General features: G+C 36.2%; 27 protein-coding genes. 16 read left to right on the forward strand and 11 right to left on the reverse strand.

Going from position 1 to position 24,329, the window contains the following annotated elements; all coding sequences use genetic code 11:
• The first annotated feature begins 48 nt into the window (after window positions 1-48).
• The gene (gene nadB / locus GTK57_RS00770; protein WP_163124510.1) at window positions 49-1,683 is read left to right on the forward strand and encodes an L-aspartate oxidase; all 1,635 of its coding nucleotides are present in this window, start codon (window positions 49-51) and stop codon (window positions 1,681-1,683) included.
• 63 nt (window positions 1,684-1,746) lie between these two features.
• Here nadB and GTK57_RS00775 read toward each other — a convergent pair whose 3' ends face one another.
• From GTK57_RS00775 to pabC, 6 genes are all read right to left on the reverse strand, one after another.
• On the reverse strand, window positions 1,747-2,613 hold the full coding sequence (locus GTK57_RS00775) for an arginase family protein (RefSeq protein ID WP_163120851.1): 867 nt from the start codon (window positions 2,611-2,613) through the stop codon (window positions 1,747-1,749).
• A 12-nt stretch (window positions 2,614-2,625) separates the two neighbouring features.
• Window positions 2,626-3,594 (reverse strand): hypothetical protein, encoded by a 969-nt coding sequence (locus GTK57_RS00780; protein WP_163120852.1) that lies wholly within the window; start codon window positions 3,592-3,594, stop codon window positions 2,626-2,628.
• Window positions 3,595-3,682: 88 nt separating this feature from the next.
• Window positions 3,683-4,102 carry a PaaI family thioesterase gene (locus GTK57_RS00785; protein ID WP_163120853.1) on the reverse strand — a complete coding sequence of 140 codons (420 nt, stop codon included), beginning with the start codon at window positions 4,100-4,102 and terminating at the stop codon, window positions 3,683-3,685.
• A 72-nt stretch (window positions 4,103-4,174) separates the two neighbouring features.
• Entirely contained in the window at window positions 4,175-4,780 is a 606-nt protein-coding gene (gene tmk / locus GTK57_RS00790) for a dTMP kinase (RefSeq protein ID WP_163120854.1), read from the reverse strand.
• Window positions 4,781-4,789: 9 nt separating this feature from the next.
• Complete coding sequence (mltG, locus tag GTK57_RS00795; protein WP_163120855.1) at window positions 4,790-5,845, reverse strand: endolytic transglycosylase MltG; 1,056 nt, start codon at window positions 5,843-5,845, stop codon at window positions 4,790-4,792.
• Window position 5,846: 1 nt separating this feature from the next.
• On the reverse strand, window positions 5,847-6,659 hold the full coding sequence (gene pabC, locus GTK57_RS00800) for an aminodeoxychorismate lyase (RefSeq protein ID WP_163120856.1): 813 nt from the start codon (window positions 6,657-6,659) through the stop codon (window positions 5,847-5,849).
• Between the two features lie 163 nt (window positions 6,660-6,822).
• Between pabC and GTK57_RS00805 the strand changes: the two genes are divergently transcribed.
• The 7 genes from GTK57_RS00805 (at window position 6,823) to GTK57_RS00835 (ending at window position 13,505) form a co-directional block, all read left to right on the forward strand.
• Window positions 6,823-7,833 (forward strand): sulfate ABC transporter substrate-binding protein, encoded by a 1,011-nt coding sequence (locus GTK57_RS00805; protein WP_152873872.1) that lies wholly within the window; start codon window positions 6,823-6,825, stop codon window positions 7,831-7,833.
• Window positions 7,834-8,017: 184 nt separating this feature from the next.
• Window positions 8,018-9,031: a sulfate ABC transporter substrate-binding protein gene (locus GTK57_RS00810; protein ID WP_152873873.1), complete on the forward strand. Its 1,014-nt coding sequence runs from the start codon at window positions 8,018-8,020 to the stop codon at window positions 9,029-9,031.
• A 24-nt stretch (window positions 9,032-9,055) separates the two neighbouring features.
• Entirely contained in the window at window positions 9,056-9,664 is a 609-nt protein-coding gene (locus GTK57_RS00815) for an alpha/beta hydrolase (protein WP_163120857.1), read from the forward strand.
• Between the two features lie 80 nt (window positions 9,665-9,744).
• Complete coding sequence (gene cysT, locus GTK57_RS00820; protein WP_152873875.1) at window positions 9,745-10,578, forward strand: sulfate ABC transporter permease subunit CysT; 834 nt, start codon at window positions 9,745-9,747, stop codon at window positions 10,576-10,578.
• On the forward strand, window positions 10,575-11,459 hold the full coding sequence (cysW, locus tag GTK57_RS00825; RefSeq protein WP_152873876.1) for a sulfate ABC transporter permease subunit CysW: 885 nt from the start codon (window positions 10,575-10,577) through the stop codon (window positions 11,457-11,459). Before cysT ends, cysW begins: the two co-directional genes overlap by 4 nt.
• 11 nt (window positions 11,460-11,470) lie before the next feature.
• Window positions 11,471-12,532 carry a sulfate/molybdate ABC transporter ATP-binding protein gene (locus GTK57_RS00830; protein WP_163120858.1) on the forward strand — a complete coding sequence of 354 codons (1,062 nt, stop codon included), beginning with the start codon at window positions 11,471-11,473 and terminating at the stop codon, window positions 12,530-12,532.
• Window positions 12,533-12,581: 49 nt separating this feature from the next.
• The gene (locus tag GTK57_RS00835) at window positions 12,582-13,505 is read left to right on the forward strand and encodes a CysB family HTH-type transcriptional regulator (RefSeq protein WP_163120859.1); all 924 of its coding nucleotides are present in this window, start codon (window positions 12,582-12,584) and stop codon (window positions 13,503-13,505) included.
• A 74-nt stretch (window positions 13,506-13,579) separates the two neighbouring features.
• Here the strand turns inward: GTK57_RS00835 and carO are convergent, their stop codons facing one another.
• Window positions 13,580-14,311 (reverse strand): ornithine uptake porin CarO, encoded by a 732-nt coding sequence (carO, locus tag GTK57_RS00840; protein ID WP_163120860.1) that lies wholly within the window; start codon window positions 14,309-14,311, stop codon window positions 13,580-13,582.
• Between the two features lie 306 nt (window positions 14,312-14,617).
• Here carO and dapD point away from each other — a divergent pair, with 306 nt between their 5' ends.
• The 5 genes from dapD (at window position 14,618) to GTK57_RS00865 (ending at window position 18,004) form a co-directional block, all read left to right on the forward strand.
• The gene (gene dapD, locus GTK57_RS00845) at window positions 14,618-15,439 is read left to right on the forward strand and encodes a 2,3,4,5-tetrahydropyridine-2,6-dicarboxylate N-succinyltransferase (protein ID WP_152873880.1); all 822 of its coding nucleotides are present in this window, start codon (window positions 14,618-14,620) and stop codon (window positions 15,437-15,439) included.
• Between the two features lie 113 nt (window positions 15,440-15,552).
• Window positions 15,553-16,263 (forward strand): 7-carboxy-7-deazaguanine synthase QueE, encoded by a 711-nt coding sequence (gene queE, locus GTK57_RS00850; RefSeq protein ID WP_163120861.1) that lies wholly within the window; start codon window positions 15,553-15,555, stop codon window positions 16,261-16,263.
• Between the two features lie 43 nt (window positions 16,264-16,306).
• Complete coding sequence (gene queC, locus GTK57_RS00855) at window positions 16,307-16,978, forward strand: 7-cyano-7-deazaguanine synthase QueC (protein ID WP_163120862.1); 672 nt, start codon at window positions 16,307-16,309, stop codon at window positions 16,976-16,978.
• Between the two features lie 16 nt (window positions 16,979-16,994).
• Window positions 16,995-17,396 carry a hypothetical protein gene (locus tag GTK57_RS00860; protein WP_152873883.1) on the forward strand — a complete coding sequence of 134 codons (402 nt, stop codon included), beginning with the start codon at window positions 16,995-16,997 and terminating at the stop codon, window positions 17,394-17,396.
• A 149-nt stretch (window positions 17,397-17,545) separates the two neighbouring features.
• Window positions 17,546-18,004 (forward strand): peroxiredoxin, encoded by a 459-nt coding sequence (locus GTK57_RS00865; RefSeq protein ID WP_163120863.1) that lies wholly within the window; start codon window positions 17,546-17,548, stop codon window positions 18,002-18,004.
• Window positions 18,005-18,118: 114 nt separating this feature from the next.
• Here the strand turns inward: GTK57_RS00865 and GTK57_RS00870 are convergent, their stop codons facing one another.
• Together GTK57_RS00870 and GTK57_RS00875 are read right to left on the reverse strand one after the other, a co-directional pair.
• Window positions 18,119-18,637, reverse strand: coding sequence for a hypothetical protein (locus tag GTK57_RS00870; RefSeq protein WP_163120864.1), 519 nt, complete (start codon window positions 18,635-18,637; stop codon window positions 18,119-18,121).
• A gap of 104 nt (window positions 18,638-18,741) precedes the next feature.
• Entirely contained in the window at window positions 18,742-19,341 is a 600-nt protein-coding gene (locus GTK57_RS00875; protein WP_163120865.1) for a LysE/ArgO family amino acid transporter, read from the reverse strand.
• A gap of 107 nt (window positions 19,342-19,448) precedes the next feature.
• On the opposite strand from GTK57_RS00875, the gene GTK57_RS00880 reads away from it, so the two are divergent.
• A complete protein-coding gene (locus GTK57_RS00880) occupies window positions 19,449-20,363 on the forward strand; it encodes a LysR family transcriptional regulator ArgP (protein WP_163120866.1) in 915 nt (304 codons plus the stop codon).
• Between the two features lie 24 nt (window positions 20,364-20,387).
• Here the strand turns inward: GTK57_RS00880 and GTK57_RS00885 are convergent, their stop codons facing one another.
• Window positions 20,388-20,960 (reverse strand): nicotinate-nicotinamide nucleotide adenylyltransferase, encoded by a 573-nt coding sequence (locus GTK57_RS00885; RefSeq protein WP_163120867.1) that lies wholly within the window; start codon window positions 20,958-20,960, stop codon window positions 20,388-20,390.
• Between the two features lie 101 nt (window positions 20,961-21,061).
• On the opposite strand from GTK57_RS00885, the gene GTK57_RS00890 reads away from it, so the two are divergent.
• A complete protein-coding gene (locus tag GTK57_RS00890; protein WP_163120868.1) occupies window positions 21,062-21,862 on the forward strand; it encodes an enoyl-CoA hydratase in 801 nt (266 codons plus the stop codon).
• Window positions 21,863-21,925: 63 nt separating this feature from the next.
• Window positions 21,926-22,678: a nitroreductase family protein gene (locus tag GTK57_RS00895; protein WP_152873890.1), complete on the forward strand. Its 753-nt coding sequence runs from the start codon at window positions 21,926-21,928 to the stop codon at window positions 22,676-22,678.
• Window positions 22,679-22,739: 61 nt separating this feature from the next.
• Here the strand turns inward: GTK57_RS00895 and GTK57_RS00900 are convergent, their stop codons facing one another.
• Complete coding sequence (locus tag GTK57_RS00900; RefSeq protein WP_163120869.1) at window positions 22,740-24,041, reverse strand: HAD family hydrolase; 1,302 nt, start codon at window positions 24,039-24,041, stop codon at window positions 22,740-22,742.
• Window positions 24,042-24,329 lie beyond the last annotated feature (288 nt).

A 24,329-nucleotide genomic window follows, 5' to 3' on the forward strand; every position in this document is an offset into this window, starting at 1 on the left:
TTTGTATAAAAAGCGTTCTGATGTTCGGACTTTTCTCAAAATTAGCTAATAGATATGCCTAATTTAGATACGTTACATCAATTTGATGTGATTATTGTGGGGAGTGGCGGTGCTGGCTTAACGCTTGCTTTATCTTTGCCACAACATTTTAAAATTGCGGTTTTAGCAAAATCATCTTTGACAGATGCAAGCACCTATTATGCTCAAGGTGGTGTTGCAGCAGTATTAGATCAAACAGATTCTATTGAACAACATATCAATGACACCATGATTGCAGGTTCATTTTTATGTGAAAAAGAAGCAGTTCAACAAACTGTTGAAGGTGGTCAAGCCTCTGTCGATTTTCTATTAAAACAAGGTGTTCAATTTACCTTGGATGATCAAGAGCAACTGCATTTAACTCGTGAAGGCGGTCATTCTCAACGTCGGATTATTCATGCTGCCGATGCCACAGGAAAGGCGATTTCAACCACACTGGTTGAACGTACTAAAGAAAAACAAAACATCCAAATATTTGAAAACTTTGTGGCGATTGATTTAATCACATCACAAAAATTAGGTTCAAACGAAGCAAATAAAGCTTTGGGTTTATATGCCTTAGATGAAAATACAGATCTTGTTCATACCTTTTTAGCACCATTTACCGCACTCGCTTGTGGCGGTGCAATGCGCGCTTATTTACATACATCTAACCCAGACATTGCCACGGGCGATGGTATTGCAATAGCATATCGTGCAGGCTGTCGTGTCGCAAATATGGAGTTTAATCAATTCCATCCAACCTGTTTATACCATCCTCAAGCACGTTCATTTTTAATTACAGAAGCAATGCGTGGTGAAGGTGCATATTTACGCCTGCCAGATGGTGAACGCTTCATGTTACGTTTTGATGATCGTGCTGAACTTGCACCACGAGACATTGTCGCAAGAACCATTGATTATGAAATTAAGCGTTTAGGTATTCGTCATGTTTGGCTCGATATTACGCATAAACCCAAAGCGTTTATTCAAGAACATTTCCCGACTTTATACGAACGTCTTTTAGAACTTGGCATTGATATCACCAAAGATATGATTCCTGTTGTTCCTGCTGCACATTATACCTGTGGCGGTGTAATGGTTGATGATCATAGCCAAACCGATATTTCAGGCTTATATGCAATAGGTGAAACATCATATACAGGTTTACATGGTGCTAACCGAATGGCAAGTAACTCACTTTTAGAATGCTTTGTTTATGGCATGAGTGCAGCCAAACACATTCAAGCCAATTTCAAAGCTGACGACCAATCGCCTGCTGTTCCTGCTTGGGATGATTCACAAGTCACCCATCCAGATGAAGATGTGGTTATTTTGCAAAACTGGGATGAACTTCGCCAAACCATGTGGAATTACGTGGGCATTGTTCGTACCAACAAGCGTTTAGAACGTGCTTTACACCGTATTGAAATGCTTAAAAATGAAATTTCTGAGTATTACCAAGATTATAAAGTCAGCAAAAACTTAATTGAACTGCGTAATTTGGTGCTTGTTTCAGAAATGATTGTTCGATGCGCCATGCAACGCAAAGAATCTAGAGGTTTACATTACACCTTAGATTATCCTGACCAAATGGATGATTTACAGCGTACGGTTCTTAGCCCACCTAATTTTAATACGCAGCAAGAAAACATTCTTTCTTAAAACAAAAGGAGTAATAAATATATTGCTCCTTTTTTTATTTCTATCATTATTTGTCTCTATCGTTTAATAGTAAATCATATACGCCATTTCAAAGGTTTTAAGATGCAACGGCACTAAATCGGGTAAGGCTTGATATCCACCTGCCAAAACAAAGAACAACGGAATTTTATGTTTTTTTGCCAAACTAAAAACCAGTTCATCTCGTTTTTCAATCAATTCTGTTGTTAACCACGGCGAACCAAAAGGGTCATTTTGATGACAATCCATACCCGCTTGATAAATCATTAAATCTGCATTCCAATCTAAAGCTTTTTGAAAGGCTTCATAAATTGCCATGGTGTATTGAGCAAAGTTACCTTTATTTTTATGAATCACACGCGATTCTGAGCGCGAATTTCCTGTTATTCCTAAAGGATCACCATGAATCGAAAAGTTAAATAAGTTATCTAATTGTGCAGCAAAATCTGTTGTTCCATCCCCTACATGCTGATCACAATCGAGCACAAAAATATTTTTATTCGGATATTTTTTTGCAACCAATGCCAAGCCATTAAACGTACAAAATGAACCACCATATGCATAAGTTGCATGATGAAAACCTTGTGCAATATTTGCCGATATTCCATGCTCGAATGCTAACTCAGCCGCTAATATTTGCCCCGAATTAATATGCAGAACTGCATCTCTGAATTGCTCATTCCACGGTTTAAAACCTGCCATAGTCGCTAGTTTTAAAGGCTCACCTGTTAAAACGGCATTTACATATTTTTCATCATGCAATTCATAAAATATGGATTGATCAATTAACTTGGTTTCATGGAGTTCCACATATTCAAACTTAGAAAGTTCTTCTGCAACCGCAGATAATTTTTCCATGCTATTGGTATGTGTTTTCGCAACATATAATGGTGAATAACAAACATGTAACATGGTTACTCCTCCTTATATTTGCGCCTGCGCAACATTTAATAATTGAGTCAGTTCGGTCGTGCCTGGACTATACAAACCATTGGCAACTTGTTGCTTATAATGTGTTGAAAATGCCCTTTTTCGGTTCTCGGGTGAAATTGCCAATGTGGTTAATCTTAAAAACCAAAAACCATTCAACGCTGTATATGGAATAACATAACCTTTGAATTGTTTATTTGGTCTTTTATTTGCAATTTGCGAAATATCATAATCAAGAGAAAACAAAGAACCTGCGGGAACACGTACACCATTCATCAACAAGGTTTGTAAACTGATACAGGAATGATTATCCCCCATATTCATTTTTTCAATGAGAAGTGGCTGCTCTTTTTCATCGACAATAATATTAATTTCACCCTGTCTAAGCACCGAACCATGTGCAATTTTTAAGAAAAAGTTTTCAGCCATTGGGCAAGAACCTACTTTAGGTTTTTCCGCCAATGTTTTTAATTCAACCATATGATTTTGTTCAGCTGTTTGAGGTAAAACAACATCAATGACCATTTGGCAAAGAATCTGACTTTCTTCAAGCTGGACTTTATCTATGATTGTTCTTAACGCAGTTTGAAAGTCTATTTCTTCTTTTAAACTTCGAACAAAATCATCATCACTTTTATGATTTGTTAAAAAATGATTGATACTTGGGTTTATATCTAAATTTCGCCAACTTGAAATTTCTACAGGATAAAGTGATTTTCGATCTAAAATTTTCTTTATATTTTTCCATGAATATTCATGAAATAATTTTAAGTCAATAAACTCATTTTCCAGTCGTGGTTGATTGATATATTCTGCAAGTAAACGTGTCGATTGCGTATAGCCACAGCCTCGTCTTTCGGTTTGATGACTATAATGTTCATTCAGCATTTCCTTTAACTTTTCAGATAATGGATACACCTGATTTTGAAAAGCTTTCACTAACTCATGATCGTTTGCTTGCATCGTTATTCCATTTCTATATTTAATTTTATTTATTAAAGAAATTTTTATTTATAAACAACTTAGCACTCTTTTTTAATTTGAACAATTTTTATTCTATTTTTTTAGGGATGGAATAGGTTGCTGTTACATGTGCAACAGGATCATCCATACCTACAGAATAAATCCAAACTTCCCCGACAATTAAACTTCGCCCCACTTTAATTAAACGACACTCACCTTTTAGGTCTTTATCACCAACAGGCTTACGTAAAAAATTGATATTTAAATTGGTTGTTACCGCTAAGGCAACAATACCTATTTCACCTAAAATTGCGACATAAAGTGCTAAATCTGCAAGTGTCATCATGGTTGGGCCTGAAATCGTTCCACCCGGTCTGAGCTGTTGATGATCGATCTTATAAATTAATTTTGAGCCTTGGGCAAAAACATCTTCAATTTCACAATGTTCTAAGCTTTGTGGAAAATCGCGTTTTAAGAATTCAATAATTTCCGTTTTATTACTTTTCATCTTTATAAAAAAATCCCTTATAGAGCATTTACTATAAGGGATTTAATGAAACATATTGATATTAAAATTTGACTATGCAGATTTTAAATATGCCAAAGCTTGTTCAAAGACTTGATCGGGTGTTTGCGTTGCATCTAAACGTTTAATTCGTTCAGGATGTCGTTCTGCTAATGTTGCATATCCTGCTCTTACTTTCTCAAAGAAAGTAACTTTCTCTTGTTCAAAACGATCTAATGCACCACGTTCACGAGCACGTGCCATTCCTGTTTCAATGGGTGCATCTAACCAAAATGTAAAGTCAGGCATACGCGTCACGAAATTTTCATTCAAAAGTGCAAGTTTTTCTTGGCTTAAACCACGACCTGCACATTGATAAGCAAAACTTGCATCGGTAAAGCGATCACACAGTACCGTTTTTCCTGCATTTAACGCAGGCATAACCACTAAATCTAAATGCTGTGCACGAGCTGCATACATCAACAAAAGCTCAGTGTCATTACACATTTTTTCTTCGTGATTCACAGACAATAATAGCGAACGAATTTGTTCTGCCATTGGTGTTCCACCTGGTTCACGTGTAAGAATCACATCTTTATTTTGCTGTTCTAAATATTCATAAATACGACGAATTAAAGTCGTTTTACCAACACCTTCTGTCCCTTCAAAACTAATAAACATCTTTACTCCTTATTTTTTAGATCTGATGACAGCCAGATATTCTTGAACCGCACGATTATGGTCGTCTAAATTACTTGTAAATTTGTGACCACCATTTCCTGTCGCCACAAAATAAATATTGTTTGAATTATCAGGATGCAACACCGCTTCAATGGCTTTCTTACTTGGTAAAGCAATTGGCGTTGGTGGCAAACCATTAATTCGATAAGTATTGTAAGGTGTCATGGTTCTTAAATCATCACGGGTAATTTTCCCTTGATAACGTTCACCCATACCATAAATAACAGTCGGATCTGTTTGTAAACGCATGCCTAATTTTAAGCGACGCTCAAAGACACCTGAAACCTGTTCAAGTTCGCTATCTACATTGGTTTCTTTTTCAATAATTGAAGCCATAATTAAGACTTCATATTTATCTTTATAAGGTAAATCGTTATCTCGTTGTTCCCAAGCCTCATCCAAAGCTTTCATTTGACGCTTATACAAATCCAATAAAATAGTCTTATCAGACTCGCCTTTATCATAGAAATACGTATCTGGCGCAAACAAACCTTCAGGATGATCAAACGGAATATCTAAGGCTTTTAAAATTTCAGCATTCGATAAATGACTGACATCTTTTTTCACCAAAGGATTTTTTCTTAAAGATTTAATTAAATCTTTAAATGTTGTGCCTTCAATAACTTGAACTCGATTCATGTCAGTATTATCAATATTGGAAATCATATCCAATACTTGGCGCACACTCATGCCTTGGCGAATTTCATAAACACCTGCTTTTAACGTGTCATGAATCATCAATTTCTGATAAAGCTTCAGCACAATTGGAAAGCTCACTTTGCCTTCTTGAGCCAAACGATCAATATAACCTGAATAGGTATCACCTGAACTAATCACAAGTCGTTGTTTAGGCGCATCTACAGGATAGTTTTTGAATAAACTACTCCACAGCACACCCACCACAACAACGGCACAAATCACCAATGTCGTTAAAATGGTTTTAGATGAAAAAGTAGATGACTGCTTTTTCGTTTTCTTTTTAGCTTTTGGCTTAGGACTAGACATATTAGCGAATCTGATTCAGTTTAAGATGGTGAAATAAATCAATACAGTCCTGAGTATTTAAGCATTCAGAATTAATTTCTGTCGCTATTTTCATTGGACTTAATGCATTGCAAAAAAACAGACTTTGAATGTTTTTAATTTCATTCTGATCTATAAGACGTTGCTCGCAAGCAATTCCATGTTGTTGCATGCGCTGAAGAATTTCCGTGCGCATAATACCATGAACGCCATTATAGCGAAGTTCGGGTGTTAGCCACGTGTTGTTTATTCGCACAAAGCAATTACTACTCACCCCCTCAACCACAGATCCTTGAATATCGACAACTAAGGCTTCTACCCAGTTTTTTTCATCAGCTTCTTTTTTTAATAATACTTGTTCTAAACGGTTTAAGCTTTTAAGCCCGACCAAATTTGGCATGCTTAAACCAATAGCTTGACTTAAAACACCAACTTCAATCATTTCATATTGAAAATCGGCAAGTGTTTTAGGATAAAAATAAAACCATAAATCTGCATCATGCTCAGGCAAACTGTAACCACGCTGCCCCTCACCACGACTAATAATGATTTTTATTGTGCCATTTAAATTGCCCTGTTCTTGCTTGAGTTCGTCTATCGTTTTTTGAATAAGCCTTAAGTCGATACTTAAATTTAACTTTTCACAAGCATGTTTTAAACGTTCTACATGTAAATGCTCTAGTTCTATACGATTATTTCGAATACGCCCCGTACTAAAACAACCATCCCCATAATGAAATGCGCGATCTAGCAATGAGATATCCAAAATTTCTTCAGCATTTTTAAAACATTGCATATAGCGTATATCCTATGGATTTCTAAACGGTTTAGAAATGAATAACTCATTTCTTATTCATATTAATTCACATCAAATTCTTTTTTTATTATTTTTTTTGCAAAAAAACTAAAGCTATTCTTGCCCAACCTTTACAAAATATTCAAATAAATTTGAGGAAAACATGAGCATTACAAATAAATTTAAACTAGGCGTTCTTGCTGCACTTGTATCAGCAACAGCTTTTAGTGCATCTGCAAAAGACTTCCTAAATGTATCTTATGACCCAACACGTGAGTTATACGATAATTTTAACAAAGAATTTAGCGCATATTGGAAAAAACAAACAGGTCAAGATATCAATTTTAAACAATCGCATGGTGGTTCAGGCAAACAAGCTCGTGCCGTAATTGATGGTTTAGACGCAGATGTTGTGACTTTAGCTTTAGCAGCAGATATTGATGAAATTGCTGAACGTGGTTTAGTTGCAAAAGATTGGCAGAAAAAGTTTCCACAAAACTCAACACCATATACATCGACCATTGTATTCCTTGTACGCAAAGGCAACCCAAAAGGCATTAAAGATTGGGGCGATTTAGTTAAGCCTGATGTTGCTATTATTACACCAAACCCGAAAACTTCAGGTGGTGCGCGTTGGAACTATTTAGCGGCTTGGGCTTGGGCAAAACATCAAAAAGGTGGTAACGACAAAACAGCTCAAGAATTTGTTCGTAAAATTTATCAAAATACAAAAGTGTTAGATTCTGGTGCACGCGGTGCAACAACAACATTTGCTGAACGTGGCATTGGTGATGTATTACTTGCATGGGAAAATGAAGCGCATTTAGCAACACGCGAACAACCAGGTAAATTCGAGATCATTACCCCATCACTTTCAATTTTAGCTGAACCACCTGTTGCCATTGTCGACAAAAATGCGAAAAAAGATGGTAATGAGAATTTAGCAAAAGCATATTTGAACTATTTATATTCACCTGCTGGGCAAACAGTTGCTGCGAAAAACTTCTATCGTCCGCGTAATGCAGCTGTTTTGGCTAAATACACAAATGTGTTTAAGCCACTCAAACTTGTGACCATTGATAAAGAGTTTGGCGGTTGGACAAAAGTACAAAAAGCACACTTCGATAATGGCGGTGTATTCGATCAAATCGTAAAAGAAAACAGCTCGAAATAACGCTATAAATTATTTTAACAACAATTCAAATGCATTGGTTTTGTTCGTAAAGCCAGTGCATTTTTTTTGACAACCATCTTAGCTTTTTTATTCATATAAAATTCATTTTTTATTATTTTTTTTGCATAAAGAAAATCGCTATTCTGCACACATGTTTCAAAACATTAATAATATTGAGGTTGGCATGAGTGTTTCATCTAAATTAAAGCTTGGGCTTCTTGCTGCAGTAATTTCTGCAACATCATTTTCAGTTGTAGCCAAAGATTTCTTAAACGTATCTTATGATCCAACCCGTGAATTATATGAAGACGTAAATAAACAATTTGGAAAATATTGGGAAAGCCGTACAGGTCAAAAAATCAATTTCAAACAATCTCACGGTGGTTCGGGTAAACAAGCTCGTGCTGTTATTGATGGTTTAGATGCTGATGTTGTTACGCTTGCTCTTGCTGCTGACATTGACGTTATTGCTGAAAAAACAAAATTATTACCATTAGATTGGCAAAAGAAACTTCCACAAAATTCAACACCATATACATCAACAATTGTTTTCTTAGTGCGTAAAGGCAACCCTAAAGGCATTAAAGATTGGGGAGATTTAGTAAAACCAAACGTTGGCATTATTACACCTAACCCTAAAACTTCAGGTGGCGCACGTTGGAACTATTTAGCTGCTTGGGCTTGGGCAAAACATCAAACAGGTGGTAATGACAAAACCGCGCAAGAATTCGTGGCTAAAGTTTATAAAAATACAAAAGTGTTAGATTCTGGCGCTCGTGGTTCAACAACAACATTTGCTGAACGTGGTATTGGTGACGTATTACTTGCTTGGGAAAATGAAGCGCATTTAGCGATTCGTGAACAACCAGGTAAGTTTGAAATTGTAACGCCATCACTTTCAATTTTGGCTGAACCACCTGTTGCCATTGTAGATAAAAATGCTGCGAAAAAAGGCAACTTAAACTTAGCTAAAGGTTACTTAAACTACTTGTACTCACCTGCAGGTCAAGACATTGCCGCACGTAATTTTTATCGTCCACGTAATGCGACCACTTTAGCAAAATACAAAAACACCTTTAAACCGCTCAAACTTGTGACCATTGATCAAGAATTTGGTGGTTGGGACAAAGTACAAAAAGCACACTTCGAAAATGGCGGTGTGTTTGACCAAATCGTAAAAGCAAATAGCGCTAAATAATGCGCTGAATAAGGGAGCAAGATCATGACACATACCGTAATTGTTCCGGGTGTTGGTGGTAGTGAATACAATCATTGGCAATCTATATTACAAAGACAAATCATGTCATCTTGTTCTCGCGTTCAACAAAAAGATTGGAACTTACCCATCTTAAAAGATTGGGTTGCTGAATTTGTTAAAACTGTGACACCTATTCAAGGTGATATTCAGATTGTTGCTCATAGTTTTGGTTGTTTAACGACAGTTGCCGCTTTAGCACAGCATCCTGAGCTAAATAGCAAAGTAAAAAATTTAGTGTTAGTTGCACCTGCAAACCCTGCCCGTTTTGGAGATGCAGGATTTGCTAGAGATAGCCAAAATGACTATCACACTTATTTTCACCAATTAGAAATACATGCTCCCACACATTTAATAATTAGCGAAAATGATCCATGGTTAGATTTTCAAGATGCATTGCAATTGGCTGAATCTTGGAAATTAGATCCAATCAACTTAGGTCAAGTTGGACATATTAATGTTGCATCAGGTTTTGGTTCTTTTCCTGAGTTATCGAACTATTTAATTTCAGATAAGCCATCGAAACATATCAATATTTCTGATGTAAGCAAGTATTTTTTTAAATTTGCTATTTGACGTCTGCAAACTATGCTTGTTTTCAATTTATTTATTTCACTGACTTATTTTGGTCAGTGCTCTCTTTTTGAGGAGTAATCATGTCGCAGCGATCCCGAGTGCTGCCAGGATTTGGTCTTTCCCTAGGCTTTACCCTAGCGTATTTGTCATTAATTGTGCTTATTCCACTTTCAGCTGTTTTTATTAAATCGCTTGGTATTGGATGGGATGGTTTATGGGAAATTTTAACTTCTGAACGTATTTTAAAGTCATTACAACTCAGTTTTAGTGCAGCCGTTATTGCCGCTGTTATTAACGTTGTTTTTGGTTTATTACTCGCTTGGTGTTTAGTCCGTTACAACTTCCCAGGCAAACGCATTGTAGATGCTTTAGTCGATTTACCTTTTGCTTTACCTACAGCGGTTGCAGGTATTGCATTAACTTCACTTTATGCACCTACAGGTTGGATTGGTCAGTACCTTGAACCATTGGGTATTAAAGTAGCTTATAGCCCTATTGGTATTACCCTTGCCCTAATTTTTATTGGTATTCCTTTTGTGGTTCGTACAGTTCAACCTGTACTAAGTGATTTAGAAACTGAACTTGAAGAAGCAGCGTCTGCTTTAGGGGCAAGTCGTTTCCAAATTATCACTAAAATAATTTTACCTATTCTATTCCCTGCACTTATTACAGGCTTTGCTTTAGCGTTTGCACGTGGTGTTGGTGAATATGGATCGGTTATTTTTATTGCAGGCAATATGCCGTTCAAAACTGAAATCGCTCCGCTCATGATTATTTCTCGCTTAGAAGAATATGATTATGCAGGTGCGACAACAATCGCAGTGGTGATGCTTGTGCTTTCATTTGTAATTCTGTTTTTAATTAACTTATTACAAGCATGGGCGAGTCGTCGTACTGGGAGAACTGCTCGATGAATACGAACAGCTTTGCTTTAGCAGAAAAATTACAATCTCGTGATGCTACACGTGAGCCTACTTGGGTTCGTTATACGCTACTAACCATTGCGCTTATTTTCTTTTTAAGTTGCTTAATATTGCCTTTGATTTTGGTTTTCGTAGAAGCATTTAAACAAGGCGTAGGCGTTTATTTCCAAGCATTGGTTCATCCAGATACTTTATCTGCAGTGAAATTAACACTTCTTACAGCTGTTATTGCAGTACCTATGAACGTGGTATTTGGTGTTGCAGCGGCATGGTGTGTTGCGAAATTTAACTTCCGTGGTAAATCTATCTTAACCACCATTATTGATATGCCATTTTCAGTATCACCTGTTATTGCAGGCTTAATGCTTGTGCTGATTTTTGGTACACAAGGTTGGATGGGAAGTTGGTTAATGGATAACGACATTAAAATTTTATATGCCGTTCCTGCCATTGTTCTAGCAACTGTATTTATTACTGTACCTTTTGTTGCGCGTGAGCTTATTCCTCTTATGGAAGCACAAGGAACAGAAGAAGAAGAAGCCGCTATTGTTCTTGGCGCTTCGGGTTGGCAAACTTTTTGGAAAGTAACCTTACCCAATATTAAATGGGGTTTAATCTACGGTGTCATTCTTTGTAATGCACGTGCAATGGGTGAATTCGGTGCGGTGTCTGTGGTTTCAGGACATATTCGCGGTGAAACCAATACATTGCCATTACACGTAGAAATTCTATATAACGAATATACATTCAGTGCTGCATTTGCTGTGTCTTCACTTTTGGCTTTACTCGCAATTGTGACCCTAATCTTAAAAACATGGGTTGAGATTCGCCAAGAAAAACAAGACAAACGCAATGAAGATGCACAAGCTTAAGGAATGACCTCATGAGTATTCAAGTTAAAAATATTGAAAAACATTTTGGTGCATTCCATGCACTTAACAATATCTCTTTAGATTTTCCAGATGGTCAATTGGTTGCCCTACTTGGTCCATCTGGCTGTGGTAAAACAACGCTACTTCGCATTATTGCAGGCTTAGAATCTGCAGATGGCGGTCAAGTTATTTTAGAAGGCGAAGATGCGACCAATGTTCATGTGCGTGAACGTGAAGTTGGTTTTGTATTCCAACATTATGCTTTGTTCCGTCACATGACTGTATTTGACAACATTGCATTTGGTTTACGTGTACGTCCTCGCTCAACTCGTCCATCTGAAGCTGAAATTAAAAAACGTGTGACGCGTCTTTTAGACTTAGTTCAACTTGGTTTCTTGGCAGACCGATATCCTGCTCAACTTTCGGGTGGTCAACGTCAACGTATTGCACTTGCTCGTGCACTAGCAGTTGAACCTCGCGTACTTTTACTTGACGAACCATTTGGTGCACTCGATGCCAAAGTTCGTAAAGAATTACGTCGTTGGTTGCGTACTTTGCATGATGAATTACACATCACCTCTATTTTCGTAACGCATGACCAAGAAGAAGCACTTGAAGTTGCAGACCAAATTATTGTTATGAACAAAGGTAATGTAGAGCAGATTGGTTCGCCACGTGAAGTGTATGAAAAACCTGCAACACCATTTGTATTTGACTTTTTAGGTCAAGCAAACCGTTTTGAAGGTCACAATCAAAATGGCATCATTCAAATTGGTGAAGACCGTATTCAGCTCGAAAGCTTAAAGAAATCGCCTGAAGGTAGTGTGATTGCTTTTGCTCGTCCAGATGAGTTACGCCTTCATGCACAGCCTCAAGACAATGCCATTCAAGCCACCTTCTTACGTGAAGTCTGGATTGCAGGTAAAGTAGTAGCAGAATTACAAGATCGTCAAGGCAACTTAATTGAAATTACATTAACGCCTGATGAAGCAAAATTACATCAATTCCGTCCAAGCCAAACTGTTTGGTTAAGCGTGACTGAATTACACTTATTTGAAAATCAAGTCGCTTAAGACGTTGGAATGGGGCTAAAGCCCCTTTCGCAAAAAGGGAACAAGAATCATGAATTTCCAACAACTACGTATCATACGAGAAACCGTAAGACAAAATTATAATCTTACTGAGGCTTCTGCTGCGTTATACACATCACAGTCTGGTGTAAGTAAACACATCAAAGATTTAGAAGATGAATTAGGCGTACAACTTTTTATTCGTAAAGGTAAACGCTTACTTGGCTTAACAGAACCCGGTCAATCTTTACTTGGTATCGTAGAACGAATGTTGGTAGATGCAGACAATATTAAACGTCTTGCAGATGATTTTAATAGAGTCGATGAAGGTACGCTTACAATTGCAACTACGCATACGCAAGCGCGTTATGTATTACCGCCTATTGTGAACAAATTCAAAAAAGAATTTCCTAAAGTCCATTTGATTTTGCAACAAGCAAGCCCTGTTGAAATTACAGAAATGTTACTTCAAGGCGAAGCAGATATTGGTATTGCAACAGAATCGTTAACAGCGGAAAGTAATCTTGCAAGTGTTCCTTTTTATGAGTGGCAACACAGTATTATTACGCCACAAGGTCATCCACTGGCAAGCAAAAGCAATATTACAATTCCAGATTTAGCCGAATACCCAATTATCACCTATCACGGTGGTTTTACAGGTCGTTCTAAAATTGATAAAGCATTTGAAGAGTCAGGCGCAGATTTTGATATTGTGATGTCTGCTCTGGATGCCGATGTTATTAAGACTTATGTTGAACTTGGCATGGGCGTTGGTATTGTCAACGATGTCGCTTATGACACAGAGCGCGACCATCGTTTAAAACAAATTCCAACCGATATTTTTGGCGTAAATACAACATGGATTGCCGTTCGTAAAGGTCATTTACTTCGTGGTTATGGCTATGAATTCATTTCATTATGTTCTGCCGATGCAGACATCAAAGCCCTGAAAAAAATGGCATATCCTGAAGATTAATAACAAATCTTTAAATATAAAAAAGAGGCGAATTCGCCTCTTTTTTATTATGTTTCAATGATCAAACTTCTAAATTACCAATAGAAATTCACACCAACTTTACCCACTGGCATCCAAGCATATTTATCATCATTGGCAATTTTTTGTTGCTCTGCTTTTAAGTCAGCAGCTGCACTGCCACCATTGGCATTAATAAATGTACCGTCTGCATCTAAATTCACAGTTGGATTACCTGTGTAATACGCACCAACTTCACCAAATACACCCCAGTTTTTACTAAACTTAGGCGCAATACCCACACCTACATAAGGTGCAATATTGTTTTTATAGTTCATTTGTCCGCGAAGTTCGCCATTGTAACTATAATTCGTACCATTGAGTTTCACATTACCATCTTTAGAACGTTGCGATAAATCATAATCGTTATCTAAATAAGCTACACCTGCAGCAAAATATGTTCCTTGAGCCCAACGATTATTGCTTGTACCCCACGGATGAATTTCTGCATTCAAATAGACATTATTATTGTCCATATCAACATCATATTTAGTACCGTTTACAGATAAATCATCGCGCCAAGAAATATTGCCACCGTTATAACCAAGTGACAAACCAACATAAGGACTTGCTGTCCATTGTATTGCACCACCGTAACCCGTTGTACCGACTTCAGCACGAACACCTGTTGGTATTAATTTATTATGTTCAAAAATATAACCATCTTTAATGACTGCACCGTCTGCCATTGCAGTACCTGCTGCCGTTGTTAGAACTGATGCAAATAAAGCTGTTTTTAAATATTTCATTTAATACTCCATTCAGTGTAATTAAACCTTGAATCGTAATTTTGATTGATAACCAACGAATTTAATATAGATTGAAAATCGCTATTTTTTTAAGCACATTTTGCTTATTTTTTGTTTTGTTTTACGTGATTTCTATAACGTTTAGTACAATTATGGAGAAATTTAGAATATTAGATCACATTCGGTTATATAAGATTAAAAAAATCAAAATATTTTAGAATAAATTCACTGCTAATTCGGTTTTAAGTCATTTTCTTGGTCAATATAGTGTAAAATCTGTGAAAATTTTTTTCTGGAAGGAAGATCATGTCTCAGCTTTCAACAATCATTGAACAAGCGTTTGAAGACCGTGCTAATTTCACAGCAGCGGACTGCTCTACTGAAATCCGTCAAGCAGTTGAAGAAGTTATTGCTGGCTTAGATAACGGCACTTTACGTGTTGCTGAAAAAATTGATGGCGAATGGATTGTTCATCAATGGGTTAAAAAAGCTGTATTGTTATCATTCAAATTAAATGACAACAAACCAATGGAAGCTGGTGATCTTCGTTTCTATGACAAAGTTGATACTAAGTTTGGCGATTGGACGGAAGAACAATTTAAGGCTGCTGGCGTACGTGTAGTACCACCTGCTGTTGCTCGTAAAGGTTCTTTCCAAGCGAAAAACGTTGTATTAATGCCATCTTACGTAAACATTGGTGCTTACGTTGATGAAGGTACAATGGTAGATACATGGGCAACTGTTGGTTCATGTGCTCAAATTGGTAAAAATGTTCATTTATCTGGTGGTGTTGGTATTGGTGGTGTTCTTGAGCCACTTCAAGCAAACCCTACTATTATTGAAGATAACTGCTTCATCGGTGCGCGCTCTGAAATTGTTGAAGGCGTAATTGTTGAAGAAGGTTCTGTAATTTCAATGGGCGTGTTCATTGGTCAATCGACTAAGATTTATGACCGTGCAACTGGCGAAATCCATTACGGCCGTGTACCTGCTGGTTCTGTTGTTGTATCTGGTAGCCTTCCATCTAAATGCGGTACTTACAGCCTTTATGCTGCAATTATTGTGAAAAAAGTAGATGCGAAAACTCGTGCTAAAACGAGCCTAAACGATTTATTACGTGAAGACTAATATTCTTCATTAAAATGATTGCGGAACTTTAAATGTTCCTCGTCTCTACGGTCAGTCATGGTCGTAGAGATTTTTGTTTTTATAGTGTTCCATCTTCCTTGGTTAATTTTGTTATGAGTACTCTCCGATCTTCTGCTATTCCTGTTTCTGATCCGTCTGCGGGTTTACGCATCACGGAGATTTTTTATTCATTGCAAGGTGAAGCAAATGCAGCAGGCTTACCGACTGTATTTATTCGTCTTACAGGTTGTCCGCTACGTTGTACATATTGCGATACAACATATTCATTTGAAGGTGGCGAACGTCAATCTTTAGATGACATTATTCAAACAACATTAGATTTTAAAACACCCTATATTTGCGTAACAGGCGGTGAGCCACTTGCTCAACCCAATGCATTACCACTCATGCAGCGTTTAGCAGATTTAGGTTGTGAAGTTTCTTTAGAAACCAGTGGTGCTTTAGATGTTTCTAAAGTCGATTCACGTGTATCTAAAGTTTTAGATTTAAAAACGCCAACTTCTGGTGAAGTTGCACGAAATTTGCTTTCTAATTTCGATCATTTAACATCTCATGATCAAATCAAATTTGTGATTTGTAACCATGAAGATTATGAATGGTCTAAACAACAAGTTGAACAGTACAAATTAAATGAAAAAGTAAGCACGGTTTGGTTCTCTCCTGCGTTTGCAGTGGAAAAAGGTGCGGTTCGTTTACCTCAACTTGCGCGTGATTTAGCACAATGGATTTTAGACGATCATCTCCCTGTTCGTTTCCAATTGCAGTTGCACAAACTTCTTTGGAATGATGAAACTGGTCGCTAAGGGTTAATCCACATCTATTTAATGATTTTTTTGGAGATTTAATATGCGTTCTCGTGCCATTGTTTTGTTGTCTGGTGGCCTAGACTCAACAACGTGTTTAGCATGGGCTCAAGCTCGTTATGAATGTATTGCACTCAGCTTTATGTATGGTCAACGCTCAACGACAGAGTTAGATGCTGCAAAAGCTTTAGCAGAACGCGCAGGTGTTGAGCATCGCACTATTAATATCGACTTAGGGAATTTAGGTGGTTCTGCCCTTACAGATCACAGCATTTCTGTTCCAGAACAAGAACAAGAAGGCATTCCTGTAACTTATGTACCTGCTCGTAACACCATCTTCCTATCTTATGCTTTAGCTGCTGCGGAAGTATTTGGTGCAGAAGCCATTGTTATTGGTATTAACGCTGTCGATTATTCGGGTTACCCAGATTGTCGCCCAGAATTTATTGATGCTTTTGAAAAGATGGCTCGCCTTGCAACCAAAGTGGGTGTTGAAGGAAAACCGCTTAAATTTGAAACACCGCTTTTGAATTTATCTAAAGCAAATATTATTCGCTTAGGTGTAGAGCATGGCGTAGACTATAGTCAAACCGTCTCTTGCTACCAAGCAGATGACCAAGGGCGAGCATGTGGTTTATGTGATAGCTGCCGTTTACGCAAACAAGGTTTTGTGGAAGCAGGTATTCAAGACCCTACTCGTTATATTCCAGTTTAAGAGGAATTCTGACTTTATGAAATCAAAAATTATTCTTTCAAGTGTTCTTGCTATTTCTACACTTTTTTCAGCAGCGAGCTTTGCTAATACAGCTGATGCGCAAGCAAAAATGGCAGCAGCCTATAAAAGCAGCAATGTTAAACAAGGTTTGATTGGTGTTTGTGTAGATGAGCAAACTAAAGCTGGTGCTTTAAAAGCTTTAACAAAAGATGAAGTGAATAAACTTTGTAAATGTAATGTTGAATCTCAAGGTCGCATGACAAATTCTCTTCAATGGGAATTACAAAGCGCTCGCAATGCAAAAGATGAGAAAAAATACGCAACTGCATTACAAAGCTTTGGTAAGTCTGAACAACCTAAAGTTAAAGCTTGCTTAGGTACAGCATTAGAAACAAAACTTGCTAAATTCCAAAAATAAGTTTGTTTAATTTAAAAAGCCACGTCATGTGGCTTTTTTTATAGCTTTTACAAATCACTTTAAGCTAAAAAATTATCTGAAAAGTCTTATCAATTCTGCGCTACATTCAGTATGATCTTAATCATAATTCAGAATTTTAGAGTATTCATATGTCAGCTCAATTAAGTTTGCTTAATCAAGTTTTTCCTACAACGACGGGCGAGATCAATTTAAGTGAAGTTCCAACTGAATGGTTAATTGTTTATTTTTACCCTAAAGATTCTACACCTGGTTGTACTACTCAAGCCGTTGGTTTTTCTTGCTTAAAAGATCAGTTTGATGCTTTAAATACCACTATTTTAGGTATTTCACGTGACTCTGTAAAAGCGCATCAAAACTTTACTGAGAAGCAAAACCTCACAATTAATTTAATTAGTGATAAAGAAGAAGTGCTTTGTCAGCATTTTGATGTAATTAAAGAAAAGAATATGTATGGCAAAAAAGTAATGGGCATTGAGCGTTCTACTTTCATTTTCCATAACGGTCAATTGGTTAAAGAATACCGTAAGGTAAAAGCGGCAGGTCATGCTGAACAAGTTTTAGAAGACTTAAAAGCACTTCAGGGTTAATATTTTTGAATATGATGCCTGTAAATACTTATAGGCATCAACCTCTTAAATCAATTCAAGTGTTTGTATGAAGTATATAATTTATTAAACTTTGTTCAAAATTAGGCAAATCGACTATTTTTTCATTTTATTAGTTTTATCAAAAAGTCTTTTGGAAATTTCATTATGCTCCTCAGCAGATAACTGTTTTTGATTAGTAGCAATACTTAAAACTTTAAAAATCACTACATCAAGCTCTTTTCTTTCTAAAATAAGATTATTAATTGTGCTTTCAATACTCTCATTAGAATAGTACTTACTTATAATACCAAGATCACTTATTAATTCTATATGAGCCTCTGTGAGTTCCTTCATTGCACTAACTAAATTATCCATTCTAAAGTCTCTTTTTTCTTTATTATCATTAAAATCTTTATCCCCTAAAATTGTAAGAATTTTTGGATATAAATTTTTAATTTTATCTTGATATACAATTTTCCCCTTATATGCTTTTTTTGCAATTTCAGAAACAATCTCACTTCTTTTTTGAATACGCCATTGATCTGAAATTGAAACAGCCTTGTATGCGGCAAATATAGTTGCGCCAGCTACTGTGAAATTTCCAATAGCTCCCCAGTCCCAACTAAACCTCAATAAACACCCCTTTCTTTTTCAAAATATAAGCTATTATTTTAAAACATAATTATTATTTTTATAATATCAGCATCCTTGCTTATATTTCACATTTTCATTTTAAATTACGCAATTAACGAATAAGCAATTCCCCACATCAAGAAGCCAGCACCTACATCTAAAACTTTCCACGCTCTATAATCTTTAAATAATGGCTGTAAATATTTCGCACCATAACCCAAGCTGAAAAAGAAAATAAACGAAGCTAAACTTGCGCCCACGGCAAAATGAACTTTATCACCCGTAATTTGTGTAGAAATAGCACCAATTAAAACCACCGTATCTAAATACACATGCGGATTTAACCAAGTAAATGCCAAACAAATCAGTAAGACTTTAACTAAACTCGTTTCATCTTTGCCATTCGCTTCTAAGCTTTGTTTCTTTGTCCAAGCTTGATAAAAATGCTGTAAACCATACAAAAATAAAAACATCGCGCCTAAATATTTAGCAATATCAATCCAAGCTGTATGACTTTGCACAACATGCCCAAAACCAAAAACACCTGCAAAAATCAAAATTGCATCTGACATTGCACAAATTAAGCAAATCCAAAAAATATGTTCTTGTTTTAAGCCCTGTTTCAAGACAAAAGCATTTTGCGCACCAATTGCAATAATCAGCCCAATACTCACTAAAAAGCCTTGAAGTACTGTATGTAGCATTTCAAATCACCGTCATTTTAATATGTGGCGAATTATCTCGTAATTTTTTTAAAAATAAGTATTATTAAGAAAATATCAATATAACTAAAAAATACTTAGGTTAATCTATGCTTCCACATAAAGCTTGCGAAGCTTTTCTCGCAGTCGCAGAAACGGGTAGTTTTGAACAAGCGGCTATTCGCTTACATATCACAGCATCTGCGGTCACATTACGCGTACAAAGCTTAGAAAAAGATTTAGGCAATACATTGATTGTTCGTGAGCGTCCCTGTCGTGTTACATCTACAGGTCAATTACTACTTGAACACCTACAACATCAACGTTTGATGGAACAAAATTTATTACAGCAGTTGAAAGGAAAATCGGATACATCTTCATTTTTCAAACTTAATATTGCCACCAATGCCGACTCATTAGATACATGGCTACTTCCTACACTACAACCCACACTCATTCGTGAGCGAATTTCACTTCAATTAAGTATCGATGATCAATCTCAAACACATCAACTTATGGAAACAGGGATCGTAAATGCCTGTATTAGTTCAGAACAAGTGCATTTAAAAGGCTGTGTCACTCATCACTTAGGAGCAATGCGTTATTTAATGGTTGCTACGCCTGAGTTTAAAAATACATGGTTTCAATACGGTGTAAATCGGGAAAGTTTAAGACGCGCTCCTGCTGTTATTTTTGGCGATAAAGATCAGCTTCACTCAAACTGTATATTGGAATTATTTGGCTTAAATATGCAAAGCTATCCCTATCATTTTATTCCTGCAGCAGCATCATTCGCTCAGGCAATCATTCAAGGCTTAGGCTATGGTATGGCGCCAGAAATGCAAATTCGTAAAGAGCTTGAAAGTGGTCAACTCATTCCTCTCATTCCTGAAGCTCAAACCGATATCCAACTGTATTGGCACCATTGGAAACAGCAGTCCGAACCATTAAAAATATTAACCTCGGTCATTTTAGACCAGACAAAACAATTATTTATTCAAGACACAAAAAAGCCATCATTTTGATGGCTTCGTTTAAATCACTAATCTTTAAAGTACGATATTACTTTTATCTTGATCTTTAAATTTCTGCTGTAATTTTTGATAAATTTCAGTTTCTTGAAAATGCTCTAAAAACTTAATTGAACCTTCAGGAAATGCTTCACGCAAAATTTCACCCCGATAATAAGCTTCACGCATAGGTGTTGCAGACATAGCACCTTCTAAACTTTCAAGCTCAACCATCTCCCATTCAGGGAAAAATTTTAAATAGTAAGATGAATCATCTTTAAAGTGACCAATTAAACCAACTTTATCTGAATCATTAATGACATCTGCAACTAATGATTTCACTAGTTTTTGCCATTTTTCATCATTATAAACATCAATTACATGAACAAATTTAATGCGATTTTGATCTTCTTTGGAAAAGTTAGATAAAATCATGTGTTCACGTTCAGTTGCTAAAAATGGATTTTTAATATTCCGTTCATTTTGCGCAGAACCTAATGCCAAAATAATATTTTGACTATGCTCCAAAGCAATTTGAATGGTTTTCATATGTGCCAAATGAAAAGGCTGAAACCGACCAATAAAAACGAGATAATCAAATTTATAATTCATAGCAGATCTGACTTTTTATGACTCATGAGTTATGGCGTTGAAATAAATATACGACATAATGGGGCATAAAATTAAATTAAGTTTAAAGCAAGGATAGTACGATGACACTTAGTTGTATTCAACAGCCTCATCAACATTTAAATGCCACTTTAGAAAATGGCGTACTGACTTTAGCCATTAACCGCCCAGAAGCAAAGAATGCTGTTTATGGCGAATTATATTTAAAAATTGCTGAAGCTTTAGATCAAGCAGATTTAGACAATACGGTTCGTGTTGTGGTTTTACGTGGTCAAGATGCCGACTTTAGCGCAGGCAATGACATGCAAGACTTTATGAAATTTATTCAATCGCCCTTACAAGGTAAAGCAGGCGACGCACCTCCATTTGTGGTGTTAAAATCTGCGGCACGTTTTTCAAAACCTTTAATTGCAGCAGTTCGTGGTGTAGCCATTGGCATTGGTGTGACTATTCTTTTACATGCAGACCTTGTTTATAGCGACAATACTGCCCTATTCCAAATTCCATTTGTCAGCTTAGGTCTTTCACCTGAAGGTGCTTCGAGTAAATTACTCATTCAACAAGCAGGCTATCATAAAGCGGCTGAATTATTATTTACCGCACAAAAATTTAATAGTGAAAAAGCGTTAAGTGCAGGCATTATCAATAGTATTGAAGATGATGTTTATGCAACATCTCAGAAACAAGCTCAAACTCTAGCAGCCTTACCACTTGCATCTTTACGTCAAACCAAAGCATTAATGAAACATAACCTAGAAGAAATTGTCGATTGTATTGACCATGAAGCAGAAATTTTCATGCAACGTGTTTCATCACCAGAAATGAAAGAAGCGGTTACTGCATTTATGCAAAAACGTAAGCCTGATTTTTCACAATTTAATTAATCTTTTAATGCACCAACGGTTTATGCTTGAGGTGCATTTTCATTTCTGAGATTTTAAAATCTTATGTCAAATACTGAAAAGAAACGCTATTACGAAGCTGCACCACAAGATATTGATATCGATAACTTTCGTAAAGTGGTAGAAAGCCGTCGTTCTGTGCGTAAATTTACCGACAAAGCTATTCCTGAAGATGTGCTTGATGCTTGTTTAGATTTAGCCTTACTTGCGCCCAATTCATCGAATTTACAGCCTTGGACATTTTACGTTGTTCAAAATCCTGCAAAGAAAAAACGATTGGTTAAAGCATGTTTAGGTCAACTTGCGGCAAAAACAGCATCTGAACTTATTGTTTGTGTTGCACGTACAGATCGTATTGATGAAATGGCAAAACGTAATATTAATGAGTTCCCATTCCCAGAAGTTCCTGCAATGGTGAAAAAATATTACAAGTTCATTCCATACAACTATAAGACAGGTTACTTTAATTCACTAGGTAACTTTAAGAAAGTAGCTTTCAAAGTTGCACGTACCCTAGACAAGCAATTGCCTGTGACAGCATTTAGTACAGATGATGCAAAACTTTGGGCAAGTAAAACCACTGCTCTTGCATGTGAAAACTTAGTTTTAGCTTTACGTGCTTATGGTTTTGACAGTTGCATGATGGAAGGTTTCGATGAGCCTTTAGTGGCTAAAATATTAAACCTGAACAATCAGCAATATCCAGTGATGGTGATTGCCGCAGGTGAACGTGCAGAAGATGGTGTATTCTTCCCACAATACCGTTTTGACCGAAGTTTATTTATCCAAAAAATATAAAAAAACGACCTATATTCAATATTGGATATAGGTCGATCTTTATCAAAAAACTAATTCAAACTTATTTAAATGCCTTTGCCTCTGTTGAACCAAAAGCAATACTTTTTGTTGATGGTACAAATAAGCCTGTATTGGCATCTCGACCTTGTAATAAATATTTCGGGTTTTGCGTGCCATAACTTTCAGAAGCAACTTTCGAAAACTGACCAATATCTGTTGTTAGTTTTCTCCAACGGTTCACAATCAAGACTTTTTGCGTATCTGCGAAATCCTGCATCATGTTTTGGTCGCCTTCGCTATCTCCTGCTATAAAGCTCGGACCATAACCATATTTACTCACCAAAAACTTTTCGATGGTTTGTGATTTTCCTTTGCCTTGCGTTTGGAAATAATCCTCATTAAATTTGGCGATAATTTTATTATTTTTATCATGTTGTAATTGCATTGCATACACACGATCGGTCGGAACATTAAATCCAATATTTGGATCTGTTGCAATTCCCTTAATCACATCTATAAATGATGCTGAACATACATAAACATCAAAGCCATTTTGCATCAAAGCCTGATATAAGTTTTGAACATCTTTATACGGTCTTAAACCATTATCCCAAGTCACAGAAACGACACCTGCTTTACCAGCCAATGCTTGAGGAGATGTCCAAGTTACAGGTGCAATTTTTTGCTGTTGTTGCCAAGCGTACGTTGCTTTAGCAAGTTGGCTCACTTCATTTGGTGCATAACCTGCAAATAAATAAGTCACCCAAGGATAAGAAACCGAATGATCAAAAGTGTCGCCTATGGCTGCGTATAAATATCGCATTTTGGTAATGAAGTTTTCATAATGAGGATTTTGTTTCACCTCATCTAAAGACTTCTTCCCTTTTAAGCCAACATAATTTTTATAAAGCCACGTATAACTTTCAATAATATCGGGCGAAATGGTGTTGATATTTACAGGCTGACCATCTTGATTATTAAAATCTGAACTAAAGTTTGTATCTTCAATATTGGTACGAATCACTTTATTGAGTTCTTTAGGACTAACCTTGAACAGTAAATTTTCAAGTTGATAAATCAGTGTCGCTTCTTCAATATCTAAGAAAATAGATGTGTTATCAAAATCAAAAACGACATATGGCGGTTTTTGAGCATTATATTTTGCACTTTTATTGCCATTTTCTAAGATAAATTGATTGAGCTGTGCATGATTAAATTGATCCCAATTGCCTTTTTCTAAGACATTTATTTGTTCCTGAATTTTTATTGTAGGAGCTTTAATTGTTTCAGCATGGGTAAGTTGTATTGTAAACAAACTTAATGTCGCCGCTGTTATCAACTGAGCTATTTTTTTCTTGCGCATTATTATTCCTTAACATCCATTTAAAAAAATAGACTAACTAAGTCTAGGTTGGAAAATAGTTGGTTTAAAAAAATTCATTTAACAGACATATTTATAGTCTTTATCAAGTTTTTAACATTTATATATTTCAAAAATATGATCATTCTGATCTATATTTTAAAAGTTACTTATAATTCCCCATTTCACTTTGGTTGAAATAAACCCAATTTATTTTTTCTCTCTTTCACTTCAAAATTTGCCTAAAACTCAATAAACATCTACGTTTTCAACAAGCATAAAATTAACAAA

The sequence above is a fragment of the Acinetobacter portensis genome (assembly GCF_010646905.1).
Lineage (GTDB): Bacteria > Pseudomonadota > Gammaproteobacteria > Pseudomonadales > Moraxellaceae > Acinetobacter > Acinetobacter portensis.